This is a genomic window from Streptomyces sp. (assembly GCF_050698815.1).
In the GTDB taxonomy this organism is placed as follows: domain Bacteria; phylum Actinomycetota; class Actinomycetes; order Streptomycetales; family Streptomycetaceae; genus Streptomyces.
In genome coordinates, this window is record NZ_JBOHCV010000037.1 from 1 (window position 1) to 17,497 (window position 17,497).

Below are 17,497 nucleotides of genomic sequence, written 5' to 3' on the forward strand. Positions count from 1 at the left end.
GGCCCCGCCCACGAGGCTCTCCGCGTCGCGCTGCGCGTGCCAGGCGCACGCCTGCCGCACCGCCTGTTCCAGCACCCACCGGCCCAACGGCACGATGAGGCCCGTGTGTTCGGCCAGCGGGATGAACCGGTCCGGGCCGAGTCTGCCGTGCACCGGGTGCTTCCAGCGCACGAGTGCCTCGGCGCCGTCCACGTGCCCGTCGCTCATCCGGATCAGGGGCTGGTACTCCAGGAAGAACTCGTCCCGCTCCAGCGCCGCCGGCAGGTGGGTGGTGAGGCTGTGGCGGTCGATGGCCCGCGCGTCGGAGTCGGGATCGGCCACCACGTAGCGGTTGCCGCCCCCGTCCTTCGCCCGGTACATGGTGATGTCCGCGCTGCGCATAACCTCTTCGGGGCGCAGCTCTCCGCTGCGCCCCTCGACGATGCCGATGCTCGCCCGTACGGACAGCTCACGGCCGTCGAGGCCGATCGGGGTCGCCAGCGCCGCCAGGACCTGCCTGGCGAGCTCGGCCACGTCCTCCGGGCCGGACGGATCGGTGACCAGCGCCGCGAACTCGTCGCCGCCGATACGGGCGACCAGATGCCCCTGCCCCGCGGTGCACGACTGCAGCCGTTCGGCGACCGAGATCAGCAGCTGGTCGCCCACCGCGTGGCCCAGGCTGTCGTTGACCGCCTTGAAGCCGTCGATGTCGAGATAGCACAGCCCGAAGCGCTTCACCCCGCTGCTCGCCGACAGCAGCCGGTCCAGGCGCTCGGCGAAGAGGGTGCGGTTGGGCAGCCCGGTCAGCTCGTCGTGGGTGGCCTCGTAGCGCAGTCGCAGGTGCAGCAGGCGGCGCTCGGTGATGTCCTCCATCAGCGCCAGCTGGTACCGCGGTTCGCCCTCGGCGTCGCGGAGCAGTGAGACCGTCAGGTTGGTCCACAGCACCGTGCCGTCCGGCCGGTGGTAGGGCTTCTCGACCCGGAAGTGGTCGCGTTCGCCGCGTACCAGCTGCCGGTGCAGCTGCCAGACCCCGGGTGCGTCGTCGGGGTGCACCCATTCGTTGACGTTCCGTCTGCGCATCTCCTCCTCCGAGCGGCCGAACATCCGGGCGAGCGCGTCGTTGGCGTCGCGGATGCGGCCGTCCATGTCGGCGATGCTGATGCCGATGGTGGCGTCCTTGAAGACGGCGCGGAAGCGGGTCTCGCTGGCGTGCAGCGCCTCCTCGACGGCGGTCTGCGCGGCCAGTGCGGCGCGGGAGAGCGCCTCCTGCTCGCCGAGGGTGCGGTCGCGCAGCGCCCGGGTGAAGCCGGCCGCGATCGCGTGCTGCAGGCGGGAACAGCGGGCGCGGGCCTCGTCCACCGGCAGCGTGGTGCTCTCCGGGTCGCGCCCGTAGAGCACCAGATATGAGTCGATCACCCCGAGCAGCTGCGGCAGCGCGTCCGGGTTGGTGCAGTGGCCCGCCACCAGAGCGGCGCCGACCTCGCGGCCCGGTGCGGCGGAGAAGGGGTGGGCGTGCAGGGCGTCACAGAGCCGTACGGTCAAGGGGTAGAGGTAGTCCTCCAGTTCGGCACGCGTCATCGCGTTCTGCGTCGCCGGATGGACGGCGCGGCTCCAGATGGTCGCGAAGCGCCGCAGTCCGTCGTCCTCGAGCCCGTCGCGCTCGTCCGGCCCGGGACTCACCCGGCTCTTCCCGCCTTGCGGCCCACTCCGGCGTAACCGGACAGGAGGATCGGGTCGTCCGGCTCGGGCCCCTCGGTGGGGCGCCAGTGCGGCAGCGGGACCAGGCCCGGTTCGACCAGGTCGAAGCCGTCGAAGAAACGGTTGACGGCGGTGCGGGTGCGCATGATCAGCGGTGAACTGGCGCTGCGGTAGACGTCCCGCACGCCGGTGGCTTCCCGCTCGGACCCCCGGTCTGCGGAGCTGTGTGTCAGCACCAGAAGACTGCCGGGCGCGAGAGCGTCACCCAGCTCGGCGACGGTCTTCCAGGGGTCTTCCTTGTCCTCGACGAAGTGCAGCAGCGCGACCAGCATCAGGGCCACCGGGCGGTCGAGGTCCAGCTGCCGCTCGACCGCGTCGCTCCCCAGAATGTCCTGCGGGGAACGGAAGTCGGCCGAGACGATCTCCGCGCGGTCGACGCCGTCCAGCACCGCGCGGCTGTGCGCCACGGCCACCGGATCGTTGTCGACGTAGACGACACGGGACTCGCCGTCGACGGCCTGTGCCTCTTCGTGGATGTTGCCGAACGTGGGGATGCCGGAACCGATGTCGAGGAACTGGGTCACGCCTTCACCGACCGCGAACCGGACGGCACGCCGCATGAAGGCACGATTCGCCCGGATGATCTTCGGCAGGCCCGGCCACGCCTCGATGGCACGCCGCGCCGCTTCCCGGTCCACCTCGAAGTTGTGCGAACCCCCCAGGTAGTAGTCGTACATTCGGGACACACTCGGCACGGTCAGGTCTATGCCCTGCGGGGCCCAGGCAGGACGTTCCATCCAGGTCTCCAGCTCGTTCAGTGCTGTTGCGGACTGCCGTCGGTCAAGAGGCTACTGACACGGGCCGGGTGGTTGGAAGGAATCGGTAACTCTCCGGCTGGATCTTGCCCGCGCTGGTAGGGCGTTTCCGGGGCATAGCGCCCTGGCACATGTGCCGCGGACGCGCGCCGCCCCGCCTTCCCGGTGCGAAGTGAGGCGGCATGCGGAGGTGTTGAGGTCCGGGAAGCCGAAAGCGTCACCGTGCTACGAGCGTTCGAACCCCGGCAACAGGGCCGGCGTCACCGGCCCGGCCGCCGAGCGCGGCTCGCGTCCCCGGCCTCCCAGGCTTGTCACGCGGCTGTTTCCCGCCGTCTGGCGGGTGGCACCCGGAAGCGGACGCCAGGGAGGACGGGTCATGAACTGTTACGACTGCCGGGCACGCCAGGAGACCGCCGTCGCGGTGGCCCTCTGCACCCGCTGCGGCGCCGGTCTGTGCCTCGACCATGCACACGTGGCTCCGCTGACCGTGCACGAACCCGCGGGTACGGGCAGATCCACGCACACCCCGCAGGCGCGGCGGTTCACCTGCGGGGTGTGCCACGAGGCTGAAGTCTGACCGGCCTGACCGGCCCGACCCGGTTCGGAGGGACACTGGAAGCAGGAAGCAGCCGGCGCGGGAAGGGGCGAGAGATGACCGAGCACCGTCCCGGGCGGCGGCCGCCGCACAGCGGCCCGCTCGAGCGTCACTGGTCGCGTACCCACAGCGGTAGCGAGCCCGTCACCGCGCGGAGCGCGTTGCGCGTACGGCTGATTCTCGCGACCCTCTTCACGCCGCTCTTCCTGGCCGCTACCGGGCTGTTCTGGTACTGGATGACGCAGACGGGTCCCGGCGACGCGCCAGGCGTCGGCTCGCTGCGGACTCTGACGCTGATCTGCGCGGGCCTGGCGCTGTTCTCCGTAGTCGATCTGACGGTGGTGCTGCTGCGGCGCAAGCGCGCGCGTTTTTCCGGCGACCACCGGGGTACCGAGGGGTGACATGACTGAGGATGAGCCCCACGACCCGGGCGCGGAACCCGAGGACGAGGGGATGCCGGATCTGCGTGCGGAATCGCCGGAGGCCGAGCTGGCCAGTGATCCGGAGCGCACGTCCATACCCGGGGACGAGCCGGTGGCCGTCGAGCGGTACGGCACCACGTTCGCCGAACAGGTCGAGGGCGAATCGCTGGACGAGAAGCTGTCGGAGGAGGAGCCCGACGTGGGCGAAGAGGCCGCCGAGCAGCTCGAGAACGAGCAGGCCGGGCAGTTCGAGGCCGGGCAGCTCGCGGCCGAGCAGGCCGGGCAGCTCAGTGACGACCCGCTCTCCTGGCGCCCCGCCAACCAGGACAGCTTCTCCACCGCGTCGCCGGCCCATGGGCTGTCGGTGGAGGAGACGGCCATGCACGTCGCCGACGACGACGAGAGCGGCCTCGGGCTGGACCTGGAAGCCATCGAAGAGGCCGAGGAAGCCCCCGACCCGCGGCCGGAGCCGCCGGCCGGGCCGGAATACACCGACCCGGAGGCGGTCGCGGACGAGGACGGCTGAGGCCGCCGCCCGTCAGAGGCTGACGCCGCGTCCTCGCAGGTAGCTGAGCGGGTTGATGTCCGTGCCGTAGCCGGGGCCGGTCCGGATCTCGAAGTGCAGGTGCGGTCCGGTGGCGTTGCCCGTCGAGCCGGAGCGGCCGATGCGCCGGCCGGGAGTCACGGTCTGCCCCGCGCGTACGGAGATCGCCGATAGGTGGCCGTACTGGCTGTACCTGCCGTCGCTGTGCCGCAGCACCACCTCGTAGCCGTACGCGCCCGCCCAGCCCGCCGAGACGACCTCGCCGCTGCTGACGGCCTTCACCGTGGTGCCGGTGGGAACGGGAAAGTCCACTCCGGTGTGGTGACCGGAGGACCAGCTGCCGCCGGCCGCGCGGTAGGCCGTGCTCGGGCTGACACCGCTGACCGGCGCGGCCGCGGCCGATGACGCCGGCTTGCCGGCGGGCGCGGCGGCCTTCGCCTTCGTGCCGCTCTCCGCCTTGCGGGTGCGGGGCTTCGGCTGCGGCTTCTCCTTCGCCTCGGCCCCGGATCCGGCCTCGGCGCCCCCGTCCGGCTTCTCGGGTGCCGTGTCCTTCGCTCTCTCTTCCCTGGCCTTCCCCTTGGCCTTCGCCTCCGGCCGCGGATGGGACCGTCCTGCCGCGCCGTCCAGCCGGAGTCGCTGTCCGGGCAGGATGAGGTCGGGATCGCCCCCTACGGTCTCCCGGTTGCGGGCGTACAACTCGCTCCAGCCGCCTTCGACATCCCGTGCCTCGGCGATGGCGGAGAGGCTGTCACCGCCGACGACCTCGTAGGTCGTCGGCTGTTTCGAGCGGTCCGCTCTGGCCCGTTCGGTCCGCTCCTCCCGTTCGGCCCGCTGCTCCTGCCCCTGCTGCGCCGCGGGCTTCTTCGCCGCGTTCTTCCGCACGGCCGCGTCGCGGGTCAGGCTCGCCCGGGGGCCGCAGTCCGGCCATGCTCCGGGGCCCTGTCCGGCCAGTACCTTCTCGGCGACGGCGATCTGCTCGGCCCGCGTCGCGAGATCGGCGCGTGGAGCGTACGCGGCCCCGCCGTAGGCCTGCCAGGTGCTCTGCGTGAACTGCAGCCCGCCGTAGTAGCCGTTGCCGGTGTTGATGTCCCATTTGTTGCCGCTCTCGCAGGCGGCGACCTTCTGCCAGACGCCCTCAGAGGTCGCAGCCTCGGGGGTGGCAGCCGCGAGCTGGGCGCCGATGAGAGGTATCGCGATCCCGGCGCCGCCCGCGGTGACCCTGAGCGATAAGCGGGATGCGGCGATGGGCCGGTTGCGGCGGTGTCGTCCGCGAGCGGGCATGGGCGGGTCCTCCGGTCGACTGGCACCCTGCGAAAGGACGGATGAAAGCGCGCCCACAATACGGTCGGCACGGAGAAGGTCACAAGGGGTCACGAAGAAGGCATGGGTGCGTCCCGTTCCGCGCCCGCACGGTCACAGATCGAAGCCGTGGTCCCGTGCGCGCCGGTGCGCGGCCTGATCGGCGACGTTCTCCTCGAGGTAGACCTCACATACCAGCAGGCCGGTGCCGGACAGGTCGTGCTCCAGCTCGTACAGACTGATCTCGCTGCCGTCCGCGAGCAGGAAGGCGTGTTCGTAGACGGAGCACCACAATTGCCACGCGTGGGCCAGCGCCCGGGGCCGCGGTACGGGCAGGATGTCGTGACCGCGGGAGGTGGCGAGCAGCCGCCACACGTCCTCGCCGGGCCGGTCGGCGTTCTCGGCGCGGCGCAGCAGGCGGCGTGCGTGGTCGGGGGAGTCGCTCCCGGTGTAGACGCGGCGCGTGCGGTCACCGGATTCCGTGTCCGTCGTGAGCAGGAACTCCAGCGCGGCATCGCCGCTGTCCGGCACCTCGCACGGTTCCGGCCGCTCCTGGCTCTGGTGCACGCGGCGTTCGGAGCGGGCCAGCGCCTCCACGTTCTCGTACACCTCGCACATCTCGTGCGGAGTGTCTGCCGCGTCGTTCTCGTGGTCGTAGCGCAACTCCCACAGCGGCAGCACACCGCCGTCCCGCAGCAGGAAGAGGTGACGGTAGCTGCTGCACCGCAGACTCGGCGCCGGAGTCTTGCGCTGCCGCCAGCCGTGCAGCTCCACGTGACACAGCACGGCGTCCTCCAGCCGGGCCAGCGCCGCGTCGGTGACGTCGAACGGATTCTGGGCCCGAGCCAGCAGCTCACGCACATGTTCAGCAGGCGTCGGCACTGCTTCCCTGCTCATCGCGGAGCCCTCCCGGCGCATAGCACATGATGATCCCCGCAGGCACACACCGTAGACCTGAGCGCTTGCTTGTGGGAGCGGATTCAATGGAATTCCCGTGCCGGAAACGGAACTTCCGCGGCCGTGTCCTGTGTACGTCGGCCACGGCCGGATACCCGGGTCGAAGCACACTTCCGGCATGGAGGAGGCGGCGCCATGCAGTTCCATGACCGGCGAGAAGCCGGAAAGGCGCTGGCCGAGCGGCTGGCCGAGCGGCAGCGCGCCGGCGGTCTGCCGGACGTCCTCGTGCTCGGTCTGCCGCGCGGCGGGCTGCCCGTCGCCGACGAGGTCGCCCGTGCGCTGGACGCACCGCTCGACGTCGTCGTCGCACGCAAGATCGGCGCTCCCTTCCAGCCGGAGCTGGGCGTAGGAGCGGTGGCGGGGGACGCCCCGCCGTTGTACGACCACACCCTGCTGAGTCAGTTGGGCCTGACCGAGGAGGAACTGCGCCCGCTGGCCGAGCGCGAGCGCGCGGAGCTGCGGCGCCGCGAGGAGCTCTACCGGCAGGGCCGGCACGGGCCCGCGGTGGCGGGGCGCTCCGCCGTCCTCATCGATGACGGCGTGGCCACCGGCGCGACCGCGCGCGCTGCCCTGCGCGCCGTACGCCAGTCCGCGCCCGCCGGCATCACCCTCGCGGCTCCGGTGTGCTCGCCCCAGGCGGCGCGAATGCTCGAACCGGAAGCCGACGAGATTCTCTGCCTGCAGCGGCCCGCGGCCTTCGGATCGGTCGGCTTCTGGTACCAGAACTTCAACCAGCTGACCGACGAAGAGGTGCTGGACATCCTGCGCGAAGCCGGGGGACGCACGCGGACCACGGGAAGTCCCGGCGGTCGCGCGTGAGGCGGTCGGCGCGGGGAATCACAGCGACGTCACACTTTTCACCGAAAGGCCATGCCGGCCCGGGCGTCCGTGCGAGCCGGATGACCACAAGGAGCAGCCTTGACCACACTGCCCGTCGGTTACGAGTCCTACTGGATGTTGTCCGCGGCGGCCGCGCCCCACCCGCCCCTCCCGCCCGGCAGCGAGACGGAGGTGGACGTCGCGGTCGTGGGCGGCGGGGTCGCGGGACTCTCCGTGGCGTGGGAGCTGGCGCGGGCGGGCCGCAGCGTCGCCGTGCTGGAGTCCGACCGCATCGCCGCCGGTGTCACCGGCCACACGACGGCGAAGGTCTCCGCCCTGCACGGGCTCGTCTACGCGCACCTGCGTGACAAGCTGGGAGCGGAGAGTGCCCGGCTGTACGCCGCGTCACAGCAGCAGGCGATCGAGCATGTGACCGCCGTCGCCGCTGAGTTGGGGATCGATTGCGAGCTGGAGCGGTGCCCCGCCTACACCTTCGTCGAGTCCGATCACCATGTGGACGAGGTACGGGCAGAGGCCGAGGCGGCCCGCGAGGCCGGGCTGCCCGCCTCGTACGTGACGCGGACCGGGCTGCCTTTCCCGGTGTCGGCGGCCGTACGCGTCGAGGACCAGGCGCAGTTCCACCCCCGCAAGTACCTCCTGGCGCTCGCCGACGACCTGCTGCGGCAGGGCGGCCGCATTCACGAGCGCACCCGCGTCACCGGCCTCCACGAGGGGGAGCCCTGCCGCCTCAGCACCGAGAACGGCGCCGAGGTCGTCGCCCGCGACGTCGTGGTGGCCACCCATTACCCCGTCTTCGACCGGGCGTTGATGTTCTCCCGGCTCACCCCGCGCCGCGAACTCGTCGTCTCCGCGCTGCTGCCCGCCGACCAGGACCCGGGCGGCGGCTACCTCACCCCCGAGCGCGGCACCCGCTCGGTGCGCACCGCGCCCTATCCGTTCCGTGGCGGGCAGCGGCTGCTCATCGTCACCGGCGAGAAGTTCACCCCGGGCACGGCCGGACAGGGCTCGGTGGGGGCACGCTACGAGCGGCTGGCGGCGTGGACGTACGAGCGCTTCCCGGACGCCCGCCTGGTGCACCGCTGGGCGACCCAGGACAACGACACCACGGACCGCGTGCCCTACATCGGCCCGTTCCATCCGGCGGCGCAGCACACCTGGGTGGCGACCGGCTTCGGCGGCTGGGGCATGACCAACGGGGTGCTCGCCGGCCGGCTGCTGACGGCTCACATCACCGGCGACTCCCTGCCGCCCTGGGCCAAGCTGTACGATCCGCGCCGGCTCAGCCCGCGTGAGGCGCCCGCGATGCTGCGCTTCCAGTCGACCGTGGCGGGCCGGTTCGTGGGGGACCGGCTGCGGTCCTCCTACGTCGACTCGGTGGACGAGATCGCTCCGGGCGCCGGCGCGATCGTGCGCATCCGCGGGCGGCGCTGCGCGGTGCACCGTACGCCGGAGGGCGAGGTGCGGGCGCTGTCGCCACGCTGCACGCATCTGGGCTGCCTGGTGCGGTTCAACGACGCCGAGGGTGCCTGGGAGTGCCCCTGTCACGGCTCGCGCTTCGACACGGAAGGCCGGGTGATCCAGGGGCCGGCGACCCGGCCGCTGGAGCCGCGCGACGACCTGGCGTGAGTCGGGGGATCAGGAGAAGTGGCGTTCATCTGACCGGGTGACCCGGACGGGCGAGTGGGACGGATCAGCGCGGGGCGGGGGAGAGGGCGTGCCTAGCATGCGGAATCGCTCACTCCGCGGAGGTGCATCGGCTCGTGTTCCCCCTCTCCCGCTTCTCGCATCCGCACTTCTTGCGCTCCGCCTTTCCGCCGCGCCCCGCGCGACGTCGCGTCGCCCTTGCCGCCGCCTTCTGCGCGGCGCTGACGTGCGGCGCCACGCTGGACGCCGGGTTCGCCGGCGGTTCCACCCCCGTCCCGCCGGGCCTCTCGGACGCGGCCGCCACCGCGCTGTCCGGGCTCCCCGAGCGGGGGCGCCCGGCGCGTGGCCCGGGGATGAACATCCTCCTCGTCGGCCTTGACCGGCGGGCGGGCCTGTCCCAGGCGACCAAGGACCGGCTGCACGTGAACGGGCAGCAGTGCGACTGCACCGACGTGATGATGCTGCTGCACATCTCCGCGGACCGGGACCGGGTCAGCGTGGTGAGCATCCCGCGCGACTCGTACGTGCGCTTCGCCTCCCACCGCGACACCGGCAAGGGATTCGGCAAGATCACCAACGGCACCACCCGCCACCTCGGCAAGATCAACAGCGCCTACGCGCATGGCGGCCCCTCCCTCACGGTCCGTACGGTCGAACGGGTGACCGGGGTCCGCGTCGACCACTACGCGGAGGCCGACTTCACCGGCTTCGTCGATGCCGTCGACCGGCTGAAGGGTGCACGGGTGTGCACCAACAAGCCGCTGCGGGACGAGAATTCCGGCCTGCGACTGCTGGCGGGCACTCATCTGCTGGACGGGGACAAGTCCCTGCGGTACGTGCGCGCACGGCACGTCCATCCGCCCGGCGACCTGGGCCGGGTGCGCCGTCAGCAGCGCCTGCTGGCCGAGATGCTGACCAGCCTGACCAGCGACAAGGTGGCCGGGAACCCGGTGGCACTGCTGCGCGCCGCCACCGCGCTGGCGGGATCGGTGCGCACGGACAGCGGACTGACGCCCGGCCGGCTGAGCCGGCTCGGCCGGGAACTGCACGGACTGACGGCGCGCCGCACCGAGTTCGCGACGGTGCCGATGTCGGAGTTCGACCGCCGGGTCCCCGTGTGGGGCTCCACCCTGGCCTGGGACGAGCCGCGGGCGCGTGCCCTCTTCGCCGACCTGCGCGCTGACCGGCCCATCACCGGGAACCCGGCGACGGGACCCGAACCGGGCGCGCGGCCGGTCGCGTTCCCGCCCGAGAAGATCTCGGTGCGCGTCGACGGCCGCGGTGAGGCCGCCCGGCGGATGGCGCAAGATCTGCGGGACAACGGGTTCCACGTCCTGGACGAGCGGCGTGGTGGCGCCGGGGGCACGCGCGGCGGACGTACCGAAGTGAGCTTTGACCCGCACTTCGTACGGGAGGCGGAGACGGTGGCGGCCGCGCTGCCGGGTGCGGTGCTGCGACCGGTGCCCGTCTCGGGTACGGAGCACCTGGAGGTCTTCTCGGTCCGGCCCGGCACGGAGGGCACCGAGGTCTCCGACGTGGACGTCGACCGCAGCAGCGTCGAGGGTGCGCCGGTGACCGGCGACACGCTCGACTGCGACGGTTAGAAGCGAAACCGAGCCGGACGGCCCTAGAACCAGTCCGGCTCGGTTTCCAGCGTGGTGGTGTCGAGAGACTCCAGCAGGGCGAACTGCGGTCCGGTGCGGGGCAGTTCGTGGCGGAAGAAGTAGCGGGCGGCCTGCCGCTTGCCGCGGTGGAAGGCGTCGTCGTGACCGGACGTGGCCAGGAACTGGCCGAGCCATATCCACGCGACGACGGTGTGGCCCACCGCCTCCAGGTAGACCGAGGCGTTGGCCAGCGCCACCGGCGGGTCGCCGGTGCCCCACAGCCGTGCGGTGACCTTCGTGGCCCGCTCCCACGACTCCCGCAGCGTGGCGCCGAGTTCGGCCGCCTCGCCGCCCTCGGACGCCGCGCGCTCCGCGGTCGCCTCGATGGTCACGCCCAGCGCCGCGAGTCCGGCCCCGCCGTCCATGACCGCCTTGCGGCCGAGCAGGTCCAGGGCCTGGATGCCGTGCGTCCCCTCGTGGATGGGGTTGAGCCGGTTGTCGCGGTAGTGCTGCTCGACGTCGTACTCGCGGGTGTAGCCGTAGCCGCCGTGTACCTGGATGGCGAGGTTGTTGGCCTCCAGGCACCACTGTGAGGGCCAGCTCTTGGCGATCGGGGTCAGCACGTCCAGCAGCAGCCGTGCGTGTGCGCGTTCTTCTTCGCTTTCCGCCGTCTCCTGCTCGTCGACCAGCCGTGAGCAGTACAGCAGCAGGGCGAGGGCGCCCTCGACGTAGGACTTCTGTGCGAGCAGCATCCGCCGCACGTCGGCGTGCTCGATGATCGGGACCTGCGGCGTGGTGGCGTCCTTGGCGGCCGTGGCGTCCTTTGCCGGGAGCGGGCGGCCCTGCGGGCGCTGCCGGGCGTAGTCGAGCGACTTGAGGTAGCCGGTGTAGCCCAGCGCCATGGCGCCCGCGCCGACGCCGATGCGCGCGCCGTTCATCATGTGGAACATGTAGGCCAGTCCGCGGTGCGGCTCGCCGACGAGGTGGCCGACCGCGCCCGGCTCGCCGCCCGGACGGTGCGCGCCCTCACCGAAGTTGAGCAGGGCGTTGGTCGTACCGCGGTAGCCCATCTTGTGGTTGAGCCCGGCGGTGACGACGTCGTTGCGCTCGCCGACGGTGCCGTCCGGGCCGACCAGGTGCTTGGGCACGATGAACAGGGACAGGCCCTTGACCCCGGGCGGGCCGCCGGGGATGCGGGCGAGCACCAGGTGGACGATGTTCTCGGCCAGTTCGTGGTCGCCCGCCGAGATCCACATCTTGCTGCCGAAGAGACGGTGACTGCCGTCCTCCCGCGGCTCCGCGCGGGTGGTGACGTCCGCGAGTGAGGAGCCTGCCTGCGGCTCGGAGAGGCACATCGTGCCGAAGAAGCGTCCCGCGAGCATCGGCCGTGCATAGGTGTCGATCTGCTCGGCCGAGCCGTGGGCGCACAGCAGCCTGGCGTTGCCGAGGGTGAGGAAGAGATAGGCGGAGGTGCCGACATTGGCGGCCTGGAACCAGCTGAAACAGGCCGTCGTGACCATGTGCGGCAGTTGCATGCCGCCCAGTTCCTCATCCATCGCCGCCGCGAGCAGATCGGCCTTCGCGAATGCCTCCAGCCCCTGCTTCACCTCCGGGACGGTGTGCACCCGCTCGCCGTCGAAGCGGGGCTCCTCCTGGTCGTTCTTCTTGTTGTGCGGCGCGAAGTGCCGGGTGGCGATCTGCTCACTCAGGTCGAGCACGGCGTCGTAGGTCTCCCGGGAGTGCTCCGCGTAGCGCGGGCGCCGGGTCAGCTCCTCGGCGTCGAGCCACTGGTGGAGCAGGAAGTCCAGGTCCCGGCGGGAGAGGAGGAGCGAGGGTGAGGCCATGGGGGTGATCCGATCCCGGTCGGCTGCGGCGGAGCGGCGTAGCCGCGTAGGTTCCTAAGCGCTTGCTTATCCTGCTGCCGGGTGCCGCCCGCTGTCAACGCCGCTTCCGCGCGACCCCGGCGTAACCGGAGGTGCCGCTCCCGCCCGACCCGGTGGGGGTGCCGTCGGCGGGGCGCCAGCGGTGCGGCGCCACCAGGCCCGGCGCGGCCGGCTCCAGGCCGTCGAAGAAGCGGGCGGCCACGGCGAAGTCGGCGGTGGTGTGGGTCAGGGCGAGATAGCTCTCCGCCGGGAGAGCGCTGAGCAGCGAGCGGACCATCTCGTACGGATGCTCGGCGGGGGCGGCGAAGGGGAGGTGGGCGTTGACGCAGAGCGCCACGGGGCGGCCCAGGTCGATGGTGTCGCTCAGGCCGGGAGCGTCCAGGATGCTCTCCGGGTCCGTGACGTCCGCGTGCACGTAGGCGGTGCTTCCCTCAGGTGTGCCGCGCAGCAGTTCCCGGGCGTGCTGCCCGACCAGAGGGGCGCTGTCGGCGTAGACGACCTTCGCTTCGGGTGCCGCCGCCCGTGCGATCCGGTGCAGAACGGGTTCGGCGGGGATGCCGGAGCCGATGTCGAGGAACTGACGCATGCCCCGCTCGGCGGTGAGCCAGCGGGTGGCACGGATCATGAACTCCCGGTGGGCCCGGGCCGTGCCTGGATCGATCTCCGGTGCCTGACCCTGTCCGGTCACGGCGTCTCCGTTCGGTCCTGGTCGGTGCTGGATCCGGTGGTCACGTCAGCAGATAGTCGGCCGCACCGTGCTTGGCGCCCTGGAGGAAAAGCCTGATCTCCCGCGGGGCGCAGATCAGCGCCGGTCCGTGCGGGTCCGACGACTGCCGCATGGCGACCCGGCCGTCCGGCAGTCGCATCATCTCGACGCAGTTGCCGCCGTTCGGGCCGCTCCAGGGCTTGTGCCAGCCCTCGCTGCCGAGTTCGGAGGCGGGCATGCCGTTGTAGATGTGAACCATGCGGTCAGAACTCCTTGCGGATCGCACTGAGGAGGGAGCAGGTGCGGGACGCGGGCGCGGCCTGTGCGCCCAGCCGGTCCAGGGCCTCCAGGAACGCGACGGTGTCGGCGCGTTCGTCGTGGTAGACGGCTCCGGTCAGCGACTCGGAGTAGACGATGTCCGGAAGCTCCGGGATGTCGAACCGGAACAGCTGGAAGGGCCCGAACATGGCAGGGTGCGGCCCCGCGCTGAACGGTATGACCTGCACGGTGACGTTCGGCATCGCGGTGGACTCGATGAGCCGGTCGAGCTGGCCGCGCATCACCGCGGGCTCGCCGACGTGCCGTCTCACCACCTGCTCCTCGAGCACCACCCACAGCCGCGGGGCGTCCGGCCGGCGCAGCAGCTCCTGCCGTTCCATGCGCAGGGCGACGCGGCGGTCGAGTTCCTCGTCGCTCGCGTGCGGGAAGCCGGTGCTCAGCAGGGCGCGTGCGTACTCCTCGGTCTGCAGCAGACCGGGCACGCAGTGCGGCTCGTACGCGCGGATGAGGCCGGCCTCGCCCTCCAGGCTGACGTAGAGGCTGAACCAGGCGGGCAGCACGTCACGGAAGCGGTGCCACCAGCCGGGCCGGTTGGCCTCCTCGACAAGGGTGAGGAAGGCGGAGATCTCCGCTTCGGGGATGCCGTATGTCGTGAGCAGCTTCTCCACGTACGGCGGCTTCAGGCCGACCTCGGCCTTCTCCATGCGACGGACCGTGGTCGCGTTGACACTCAGTGCGGTGGCGGCGTCGGTGAAGGAACATCCTGCTCCCTCGCGCAGATCCCGCAGCCGCAGGCCGAGGACCATCTGGCCCACGGTCGGCGCGGCACGGCCTTCAGGCACGAGGCCTCCCCCCTCCACGGGACATGTCGCACCGGGAGCGTGTCATGCCCGTAGTGTGGCAGCCACTCTGCGCCTCCGTCTCTGCAATTCGCAGAACGACTCTTGCCATTGTGTGGGAGGCGGGAGCATAGTGAGGAGCGTGATACAGCTCATAGCTCCCTGTGTGCTGCCTCAGCGCCCTGCCGTCGCCGTACCCGGGTAGACGGAAGGCGTACAGAACGGTGGCCCTGTTCCGTCCCGCGACGCCGCTCACTTCCCCCACGTCTGCCGGGGGCTCCGTTGACGTGCACCGCGAGAGTTTCGAGCTGCCGGCCGACGCGGCCGCGGTATCGGACGCGCGGGAGCGGGTCTGCGGACAACTGCGCGACTGGGGTCTGCCCGAGGACGTCGGCCACGCGGCGCAGCTGGTCATCTCGGAGTTCTTCACCAATGTCGTCGTGCACACCGACACCGACCGGGTCCGCTGCCGGCTGCAGACGGACGGGCAGCGCTTGCGGATAGAGGTCTTCGACGAGGGCGGCGGTCTGTGCGACCCCACCCCGAGGGAGGCCGAGCCGGAGGACGTCAACGGCCGGGGGCTGAAGCTGGTGAACGCCGTGGCCGAGACGTGGGGCGTGCAGTCGGGAGTCCGGCCCGGCCGACTGGTGTGGGCGGAGCTGAGCCTCCCCGCCCGGTGAGCCGCCGGCTCTCGCTTCAGCCACCTCGGTCACCTCGGTCACCCTCGTATTTCCTTGCCGCAGTGGGCAGTTGATGTGGTCTGCGACACATCCGCGTGAGATGCTGCAGCGCAACCGGACGTGTACGCAGCGAGACGTGAGGCACGCATGCGCGAAGACGAAGACGCGGCAGGACAGGGTGTGGACGTCACCACCCCCAGCGTGGCGCGGATGTACGACTACTACCTCGGCGGCAAGGACAATTACGAGGTCGACCGCCTGGCGGTCGCCGAACTCGACAAGGTCGTCCCGAGCACCAGAGCGCTGGCCGTCAACAACCGCCGCTTCCTGCAGCGGGCCGTCCGGGTGCTGGCGCAGGAGTACGGGGTGCGGCAGTTCATCGACCACGGATCAGGACTGCCCACCCAGGACAACGTGCACCAGGTCGCCCAGCGCATCGATCCCGCGGCGCGGGCGGTCTACGTCGACAGGGACCCCATCGTCCTGGCACACGGCCGCGCGCTGCTGCAGGAGAACGTCAACACCGCGGTCATCCAGGCGGACATACGCGATACGGATGACATCTTCGATCACCCCGAGGTGCGCCGGCTGATCGATCTCTCGCAGCCCGTCGGTGCCCTCTTCGTCTCGGTGATGCACTGCATCCCCGACTCCTCCGACCCCGCCGCGCTGCTGCGCCGGATCATCGAACGGCTCCCGTCCGGCAGCTTCGTGGTGATCAATCAACTGGTGAGCGAGGACAAGACGACCCGGGACTTCGTCACCGAGTTCATGGCCGAGAGCACGCACAACAACTGGGGCAGGGTGCGGCAGGCGCACGAGGTCGAGCGCTACTTCGACGGCCTGGAGGTCCTCGAGCCGGGCCTGGGGGAGATCAACGACTGGCGGCTGGACTCGGATCTGGGACCCCGTCAGCTCACCGACGAATGGTACGAGTTCGGAGGCGTCGCCCGTACGCCGTGAGCCGCTGCCGGAGCCGGTGCCCGTGAGGTCGCGGGCACCGGCTCAGACGTCGTGGCTCTCGGCGCCGCTCAGCAGCCGCTCCAGGAAGTCGACGGTCCTGGACGGCGGTTCGGCGGTGGCGCACAGGCGGTCCATCACCACCATGTAGTTCTCCACCTCTTCGCGCTTCTCCAGGTACAGCGAGCTGGTGAGCTGTTCCAGATAGACGATGTCGGGCAGGTCGGGCTCCAGGAAGCGGAGTATGGTGACCGGCCCGCCCGCGGCCGCGAGGCCGCCGATCGCGAACGGTGCGATCTGCAGCGTGATGTTGGGCTGTTCGGTCGCCCACAGCAGCCGCTTGATCTGCTCCCGCATCACGGCGGCGCCGCCCAGCTGGCGCCGCAGCGCCGCCTCGTCCACCACGGCCCACAGCTTGGGGCTGTGCGGGCGGGTGAGAATCGCCTGCCGGTCGGACCGGAGCTCGACCCGCCGCTCGATCTCCTGCTCCGAGGCGCGCGGATGACCCAGCCGCATGACCGCGCGGGCGTAGTCCTCGGTCTGCAGCAGTCCGGGGATGAACTGCACCTCGTACATGCGGATCACCGAGGAGGCTTCCTCCAGGCCGATCAGCCTGTCGAACCACGGCGACATCACATCGCTGTACTTCTGCCACCAGCCGGGTGTGCTGGCGTGGCGCGCGAGTACGAGATGTTCCTCGCGGTCACGCGGGTCGGTGACCCCGTACAGCGAGAGCAGGTCGGCCACGTCCCGTTCCTTGTAGCCGACCCTGCCCAGCTCCAGGCGGCTGATCTTCGCGTGCGAGCCGCGGATCGCCTCACCGGCGGCCTCACGGGTGATGCCGCTTCGCTCACGAAGCCGCCGCAGCTGTGTCCCCAGCACGATGCGCAGGATCGTCGGTCCACCACGAGGGTGGTCGAGAATTCGCCGGACCGACGAATCGCCTTCCCGCTGTGCTGACATCACACGTGTCCTTGCTCCCGTGAGTGACGAGTCGAGCGCTCAGTGTCCCACTCTGCGAACGGCCCGTACAGTCATGCCCCGAACTCTCATGCGGAGCGCACATACCCCCGACATGTGCCGGGGCCAAGGGCGCCCCGTTTCTTACCCTTTCGGCAGCAGATCGTCGAAGTCGCCGTCCTTGGCGCCCTGGATGAACGCGGCGATCTCCGCCGGGGTGTAGATGAGCGCCGGACCCGACGGATGACGCGAGTTGCGCACGGCGACACCGCCGCCGGCCAGGTCCGCGAGCTCGACACAGTTGCCGTTCGGGTTGCTGCGGCCGCTCTTCCGCCAGGAGACGTCCCGCAGTTGGCCGGCGGGGATGCCGTTGTCGATGTCCATCTGACTCTCCATCAGTCCGGCGTTGGCTGGTGATGAGTCAGCACTGTCTCACAGTCGAGCGTTCTTGCATCCGTCATTGCAGATGTACTTGCAGCGGTAAGCGCCGTTCGGCGAGAATGACCGGCGCAGCGGCCCTGAGCCCGAACGCGCCCTCAGAGTGGCGTGGTTCGGGTCATCTGTCCCTCACCCTGGAGTCCCAGTGACCTCACACGGATCTGAACGACCCGCTACCGCAGGGCCCGTGGACGAACAGGCCGCGATCACGGAACTCGGGCAGTGTGACTGGGACGATCCGCTCACACGGCTGCTTCTGCTGCTGGAGATCGCCGCCCGCCCCGCGTGGCTGCGCGACGCCGCCCGCCCCGCGGAGCGCGGCGAATCGGCCCGGCGCCGGGCGGGCTGACCGCTC

At 71.0% G+C, this 17,497-nt stretch carries 19 protein-coding genes; 9 read left to right on the forward strand and 10 right to left on the reverse strand.

Annotated features, from left to right (window positions below):
• Positions 1–1,659, reverse strand: a 1,659-nt coding sequence (locus tag ACRDP3_RS01320; protein WP_431514920.1) for a putative bifunctional diguanylate cyclase/phosphodiesterase, incomplete at its 3' end; no start/stop codon positions are given.
• Positions 1,656–2,474: an SAM-dependent methyltransferase gene (locus ACRDP3_RS01325; RefSeq protein WP_431514921.1), complete on the reverse strand. Its 819-nt coding sequence runs from the start codon at positions 2,472–2,474 to the stop codon at positions 1,656–1,658. The genes ACRDP3_RS01325 and ACRDP3_RS01320, both read right to left, overlap by 4 nt.
• Before the next feature lie 394 nt (positions 2,475–2,868).
• On the opposite strand from ACRDP3_RS01325, the gene ACRDP3_RS01330 reads away from it, so the two are divergent.
• The 3 genes from ACRDP3_RS01330 (at position 2,869) to ACRDP3_RS01340 (ending at position 4,035) form a co-directional block, all read left to right on the forward strand.
• Positions 2,869–3,069, forward strand: a complete 201-nt coding sequence (locus ACRDP3_RS01330) for a DUF2180 family protein (RefSeq protein WP_431514922.1) — start codon at positions 2,869–2,871, stop codon at positions 3,067–3,069.
• A gap of 74 nt (positions 3,070–3,143) precedes the next feature.
• Entirely contained in the window at positions 3,144–3,488 is a 345-nt protein-coding gene (locus ACRDP3_RS01335; RefSeq protein ID WP_431514923.1) for a DUF6343 family protein, read from the forward strand.
• 1 nt (position 3,489) lies between these two features.
• A complete protein-coding gene (locus tag ACRDP3_RS01340) occupies positions 3,490–4,035 on the forward strand; it encodes a DUF5709 domain-containing protein (protein WP_431514924.1) in 546 nt (181 codons plus the stop codon).
• Between the two features lie 12 nt (positions 4,036–4,047).
• On the opposite strand, the gene ACRDP3_RS01345 is transcribed toward ACRDP3_RS01340, so the two are convergent.
• A complete protein-coding gene (locus ACRDP3_RS01345) occupies positions 4,048–5,334 on the reverse strand; it encodes a transglycosylase family protein (RefSeq protein ID WP_431514925.1) in 1,287 nt (428 codons plus the stop codon).
• Between the two features lie 132 nt (positions 5,335–5,466).
• Positions 5,467–6,249 carry a DUF6227 family protein gene (locus ACRDP3_RS01350; protein WP_431514926.1) on the reverse strand — a complete coding sequence of 261 codons (783 nt, stop codon included), beginning with the start codon at positions 6,247–6,249 and terminating at the stop codon, positions 5,467–5,469.
• A 195-nt stretch (positions 6,250–6,444) separates the two neighbouring features.
• Between ACRDP3_RS01350 and ACRDP3_RS01355 the strand changes: the two genes are divergently transcribed.
• The 3 genes from ACRDP3_RS01355 (at position 6,445) to ACRDP3_RS01365 (ending at position 10,397) form a co-directional block, all read left to right on the forward strand.
• Complete coding sequence (locus ACRDP3_RS01355) at positions 6,445–7,128, forward strand: phosphoribosyltransferase (RefSeq protein WP_431514927.1); 684 nt, start codon at positions 6,445–6,447, stop codon at positions 7,126–7,128.
• A 99-nt stretch (positions 7,129–7,227) separates the two neighbouring features.
• Positions 7,228–8,775, forward strand: a complete 1,548-nt coding sequence (locus ACRDP3_RS01360; RefSeq protein WP_431514928.1) for an FAD-dependent oxidoreductase — start codon at positions 7,228–7,230, stop codon at positions 8,773–8,775.
• A gap of 134 nt (positions 8,776–8,909) precedes the next feature.
• On the forward strand, positions 8,910–10,397 hold the full coding sequence (locus ACRDP3_RS01365) for an LCP family protein (RefSeq protein WP_431514929.1): 1,488 nt from the start codon (positions 8,910–8,912) through the stop codon (positions 10,395–10,397).
• A gap of 23 nt (positions 10,398–10,420) precedes the next feature.
• On the opposite strand, the gene ACRDP3_RS01370 is transcribed toward ACRDP3_RS01365, so the two are convergent.
• From ACRDP3_RS01370 to ACRDP3_RS01385, 4 genes are all read right to left on the reverse strand, one after another.
• The gene (locus tag ACRDP3_RS01370) at positions 10,421–12,241 is read right to left on the reverse strand and encodes an acyl-CoA dehydrogenase (RefSeq protein ID WP_431514930.1); all 1,821 of its coding nucleotides are present in this window, start codon (positions 12,239–12,241) and stop codon (positions 10,421–10,423) included.
• Between the two features lie 94 nt (positions 12,242–12,335).
• The gene (locus ACRDP3_RS01375) at positions 12,336–12,968 is read right to left on the reverse strand and encodes an SAM-dependent methyltransferase (protein WP_431514931.1); all 633 of its coding nucleotides are present in this window, start codon (positions 12,966–12,968) and stop codon (positions 12,336–12,338) included.
• A gap of 40 nt (positions 12,969–13,008) precedes the next feature.
• A complete protein-coding gene (locus tag ACRDP3_RS01380; protein WP_431514932.1) occupies positions 13,009–13,245 on the reverse strand; it encodes a DUF397 domain-containing protein in 237 nt (78 codons plus the stop codon).
• Between the two features lie 4 nt (positions 13,246–13,249).
• Positions 13,250–14,107 (reverse strand): helix-turn-helix domain-containing protein, encoded by an 858-nt coding sequence (locus ACRDP3_RS01385; protein ID WP_431514933.1) that lies wholly within the window; start codon positions 14,105–14,107, stop codon positions 13,250–13,252.
• A 284-nt stretch (positions 14,108–14,391) separates the two neighbouring features.
• On the opposite strand from ACRDP3_RS01385, the gene ACRDP3_RS01390 reads away from it, so the two are divergent.
• Both ACRDP3_RS01390 and ACRDP3_RS01395 read left to right on the forward strand, forming a co-directional pair.
• The gene (locus ACRDP3_RS01390) at positions 14,392–14,784 is read left to right on the forward strand and encodes an ATP-binding protein (RefSeq protein ID WP_431514934.1); all 393 of its coding nucleotides are present in this window, start codon (positions 14,392–14,394) and stop codon (positions 14,782–14,784) included.
• A 147-nt stretch (positions 14,785–14,931) separates the two neighbouring features.
• Entirely contained in the window at positions 14,932–15,747 is an 816-nt protein-coding gene (locus ACRDP3_RS01395; RefSeq protein ID WP_431514935.1) for an SAM-dependent methyltransferase, read from the forward strand.
• A 42-nt stretch (positions 15,748–15,789) separates the two neighbouring features.
• On the opposite strand, the gene ACRDP3_RS01400 is transcribed toward ACRDP3_RS01395, so the two are convergent.
• Positions 15,790–16,707, reverse strand: a complete 918-nt coding sequence (locus ACRDP3_RS01400; RefSeq protein WP_431514936.1) for a helix-turn-helix domain-containing protein — start codon at positions 16,705–16,707, stop codon at positions 15,790–15,792.
• 141 nt (positions 16,708–16,848) lie between these two features.
• The gene (locus ACRDP3_RS01405; RefSeq protein WP_431514937.1) at positions 16,849–17,088 is read right to left on the reverse strand and encodes a DUF397 domain-containing protein; all 240 of its coding nucleotides are present in this window, start codon (positions 17,086–17,088) and stop codon (positions 16,849–16,851) included.
• Positions 17,089–17,329: 241 nt separating this feature from the next.
• Between ACRDP3_RS01405 and ACRDP3_RS01410 the strand changes: the two genes are divergently transcribed.
• A complete protein-coding gene (locus ACRDP3_RS01410; RefSeq protein WP_431514938.1) occupies positions 17,330–17,491 on the forward strand; it encodes a hypothetical protein in 162 nt (53 codons plus the stop codon).
• Positions 17,492–17,497: the final 6 nt, after the last annotated feature.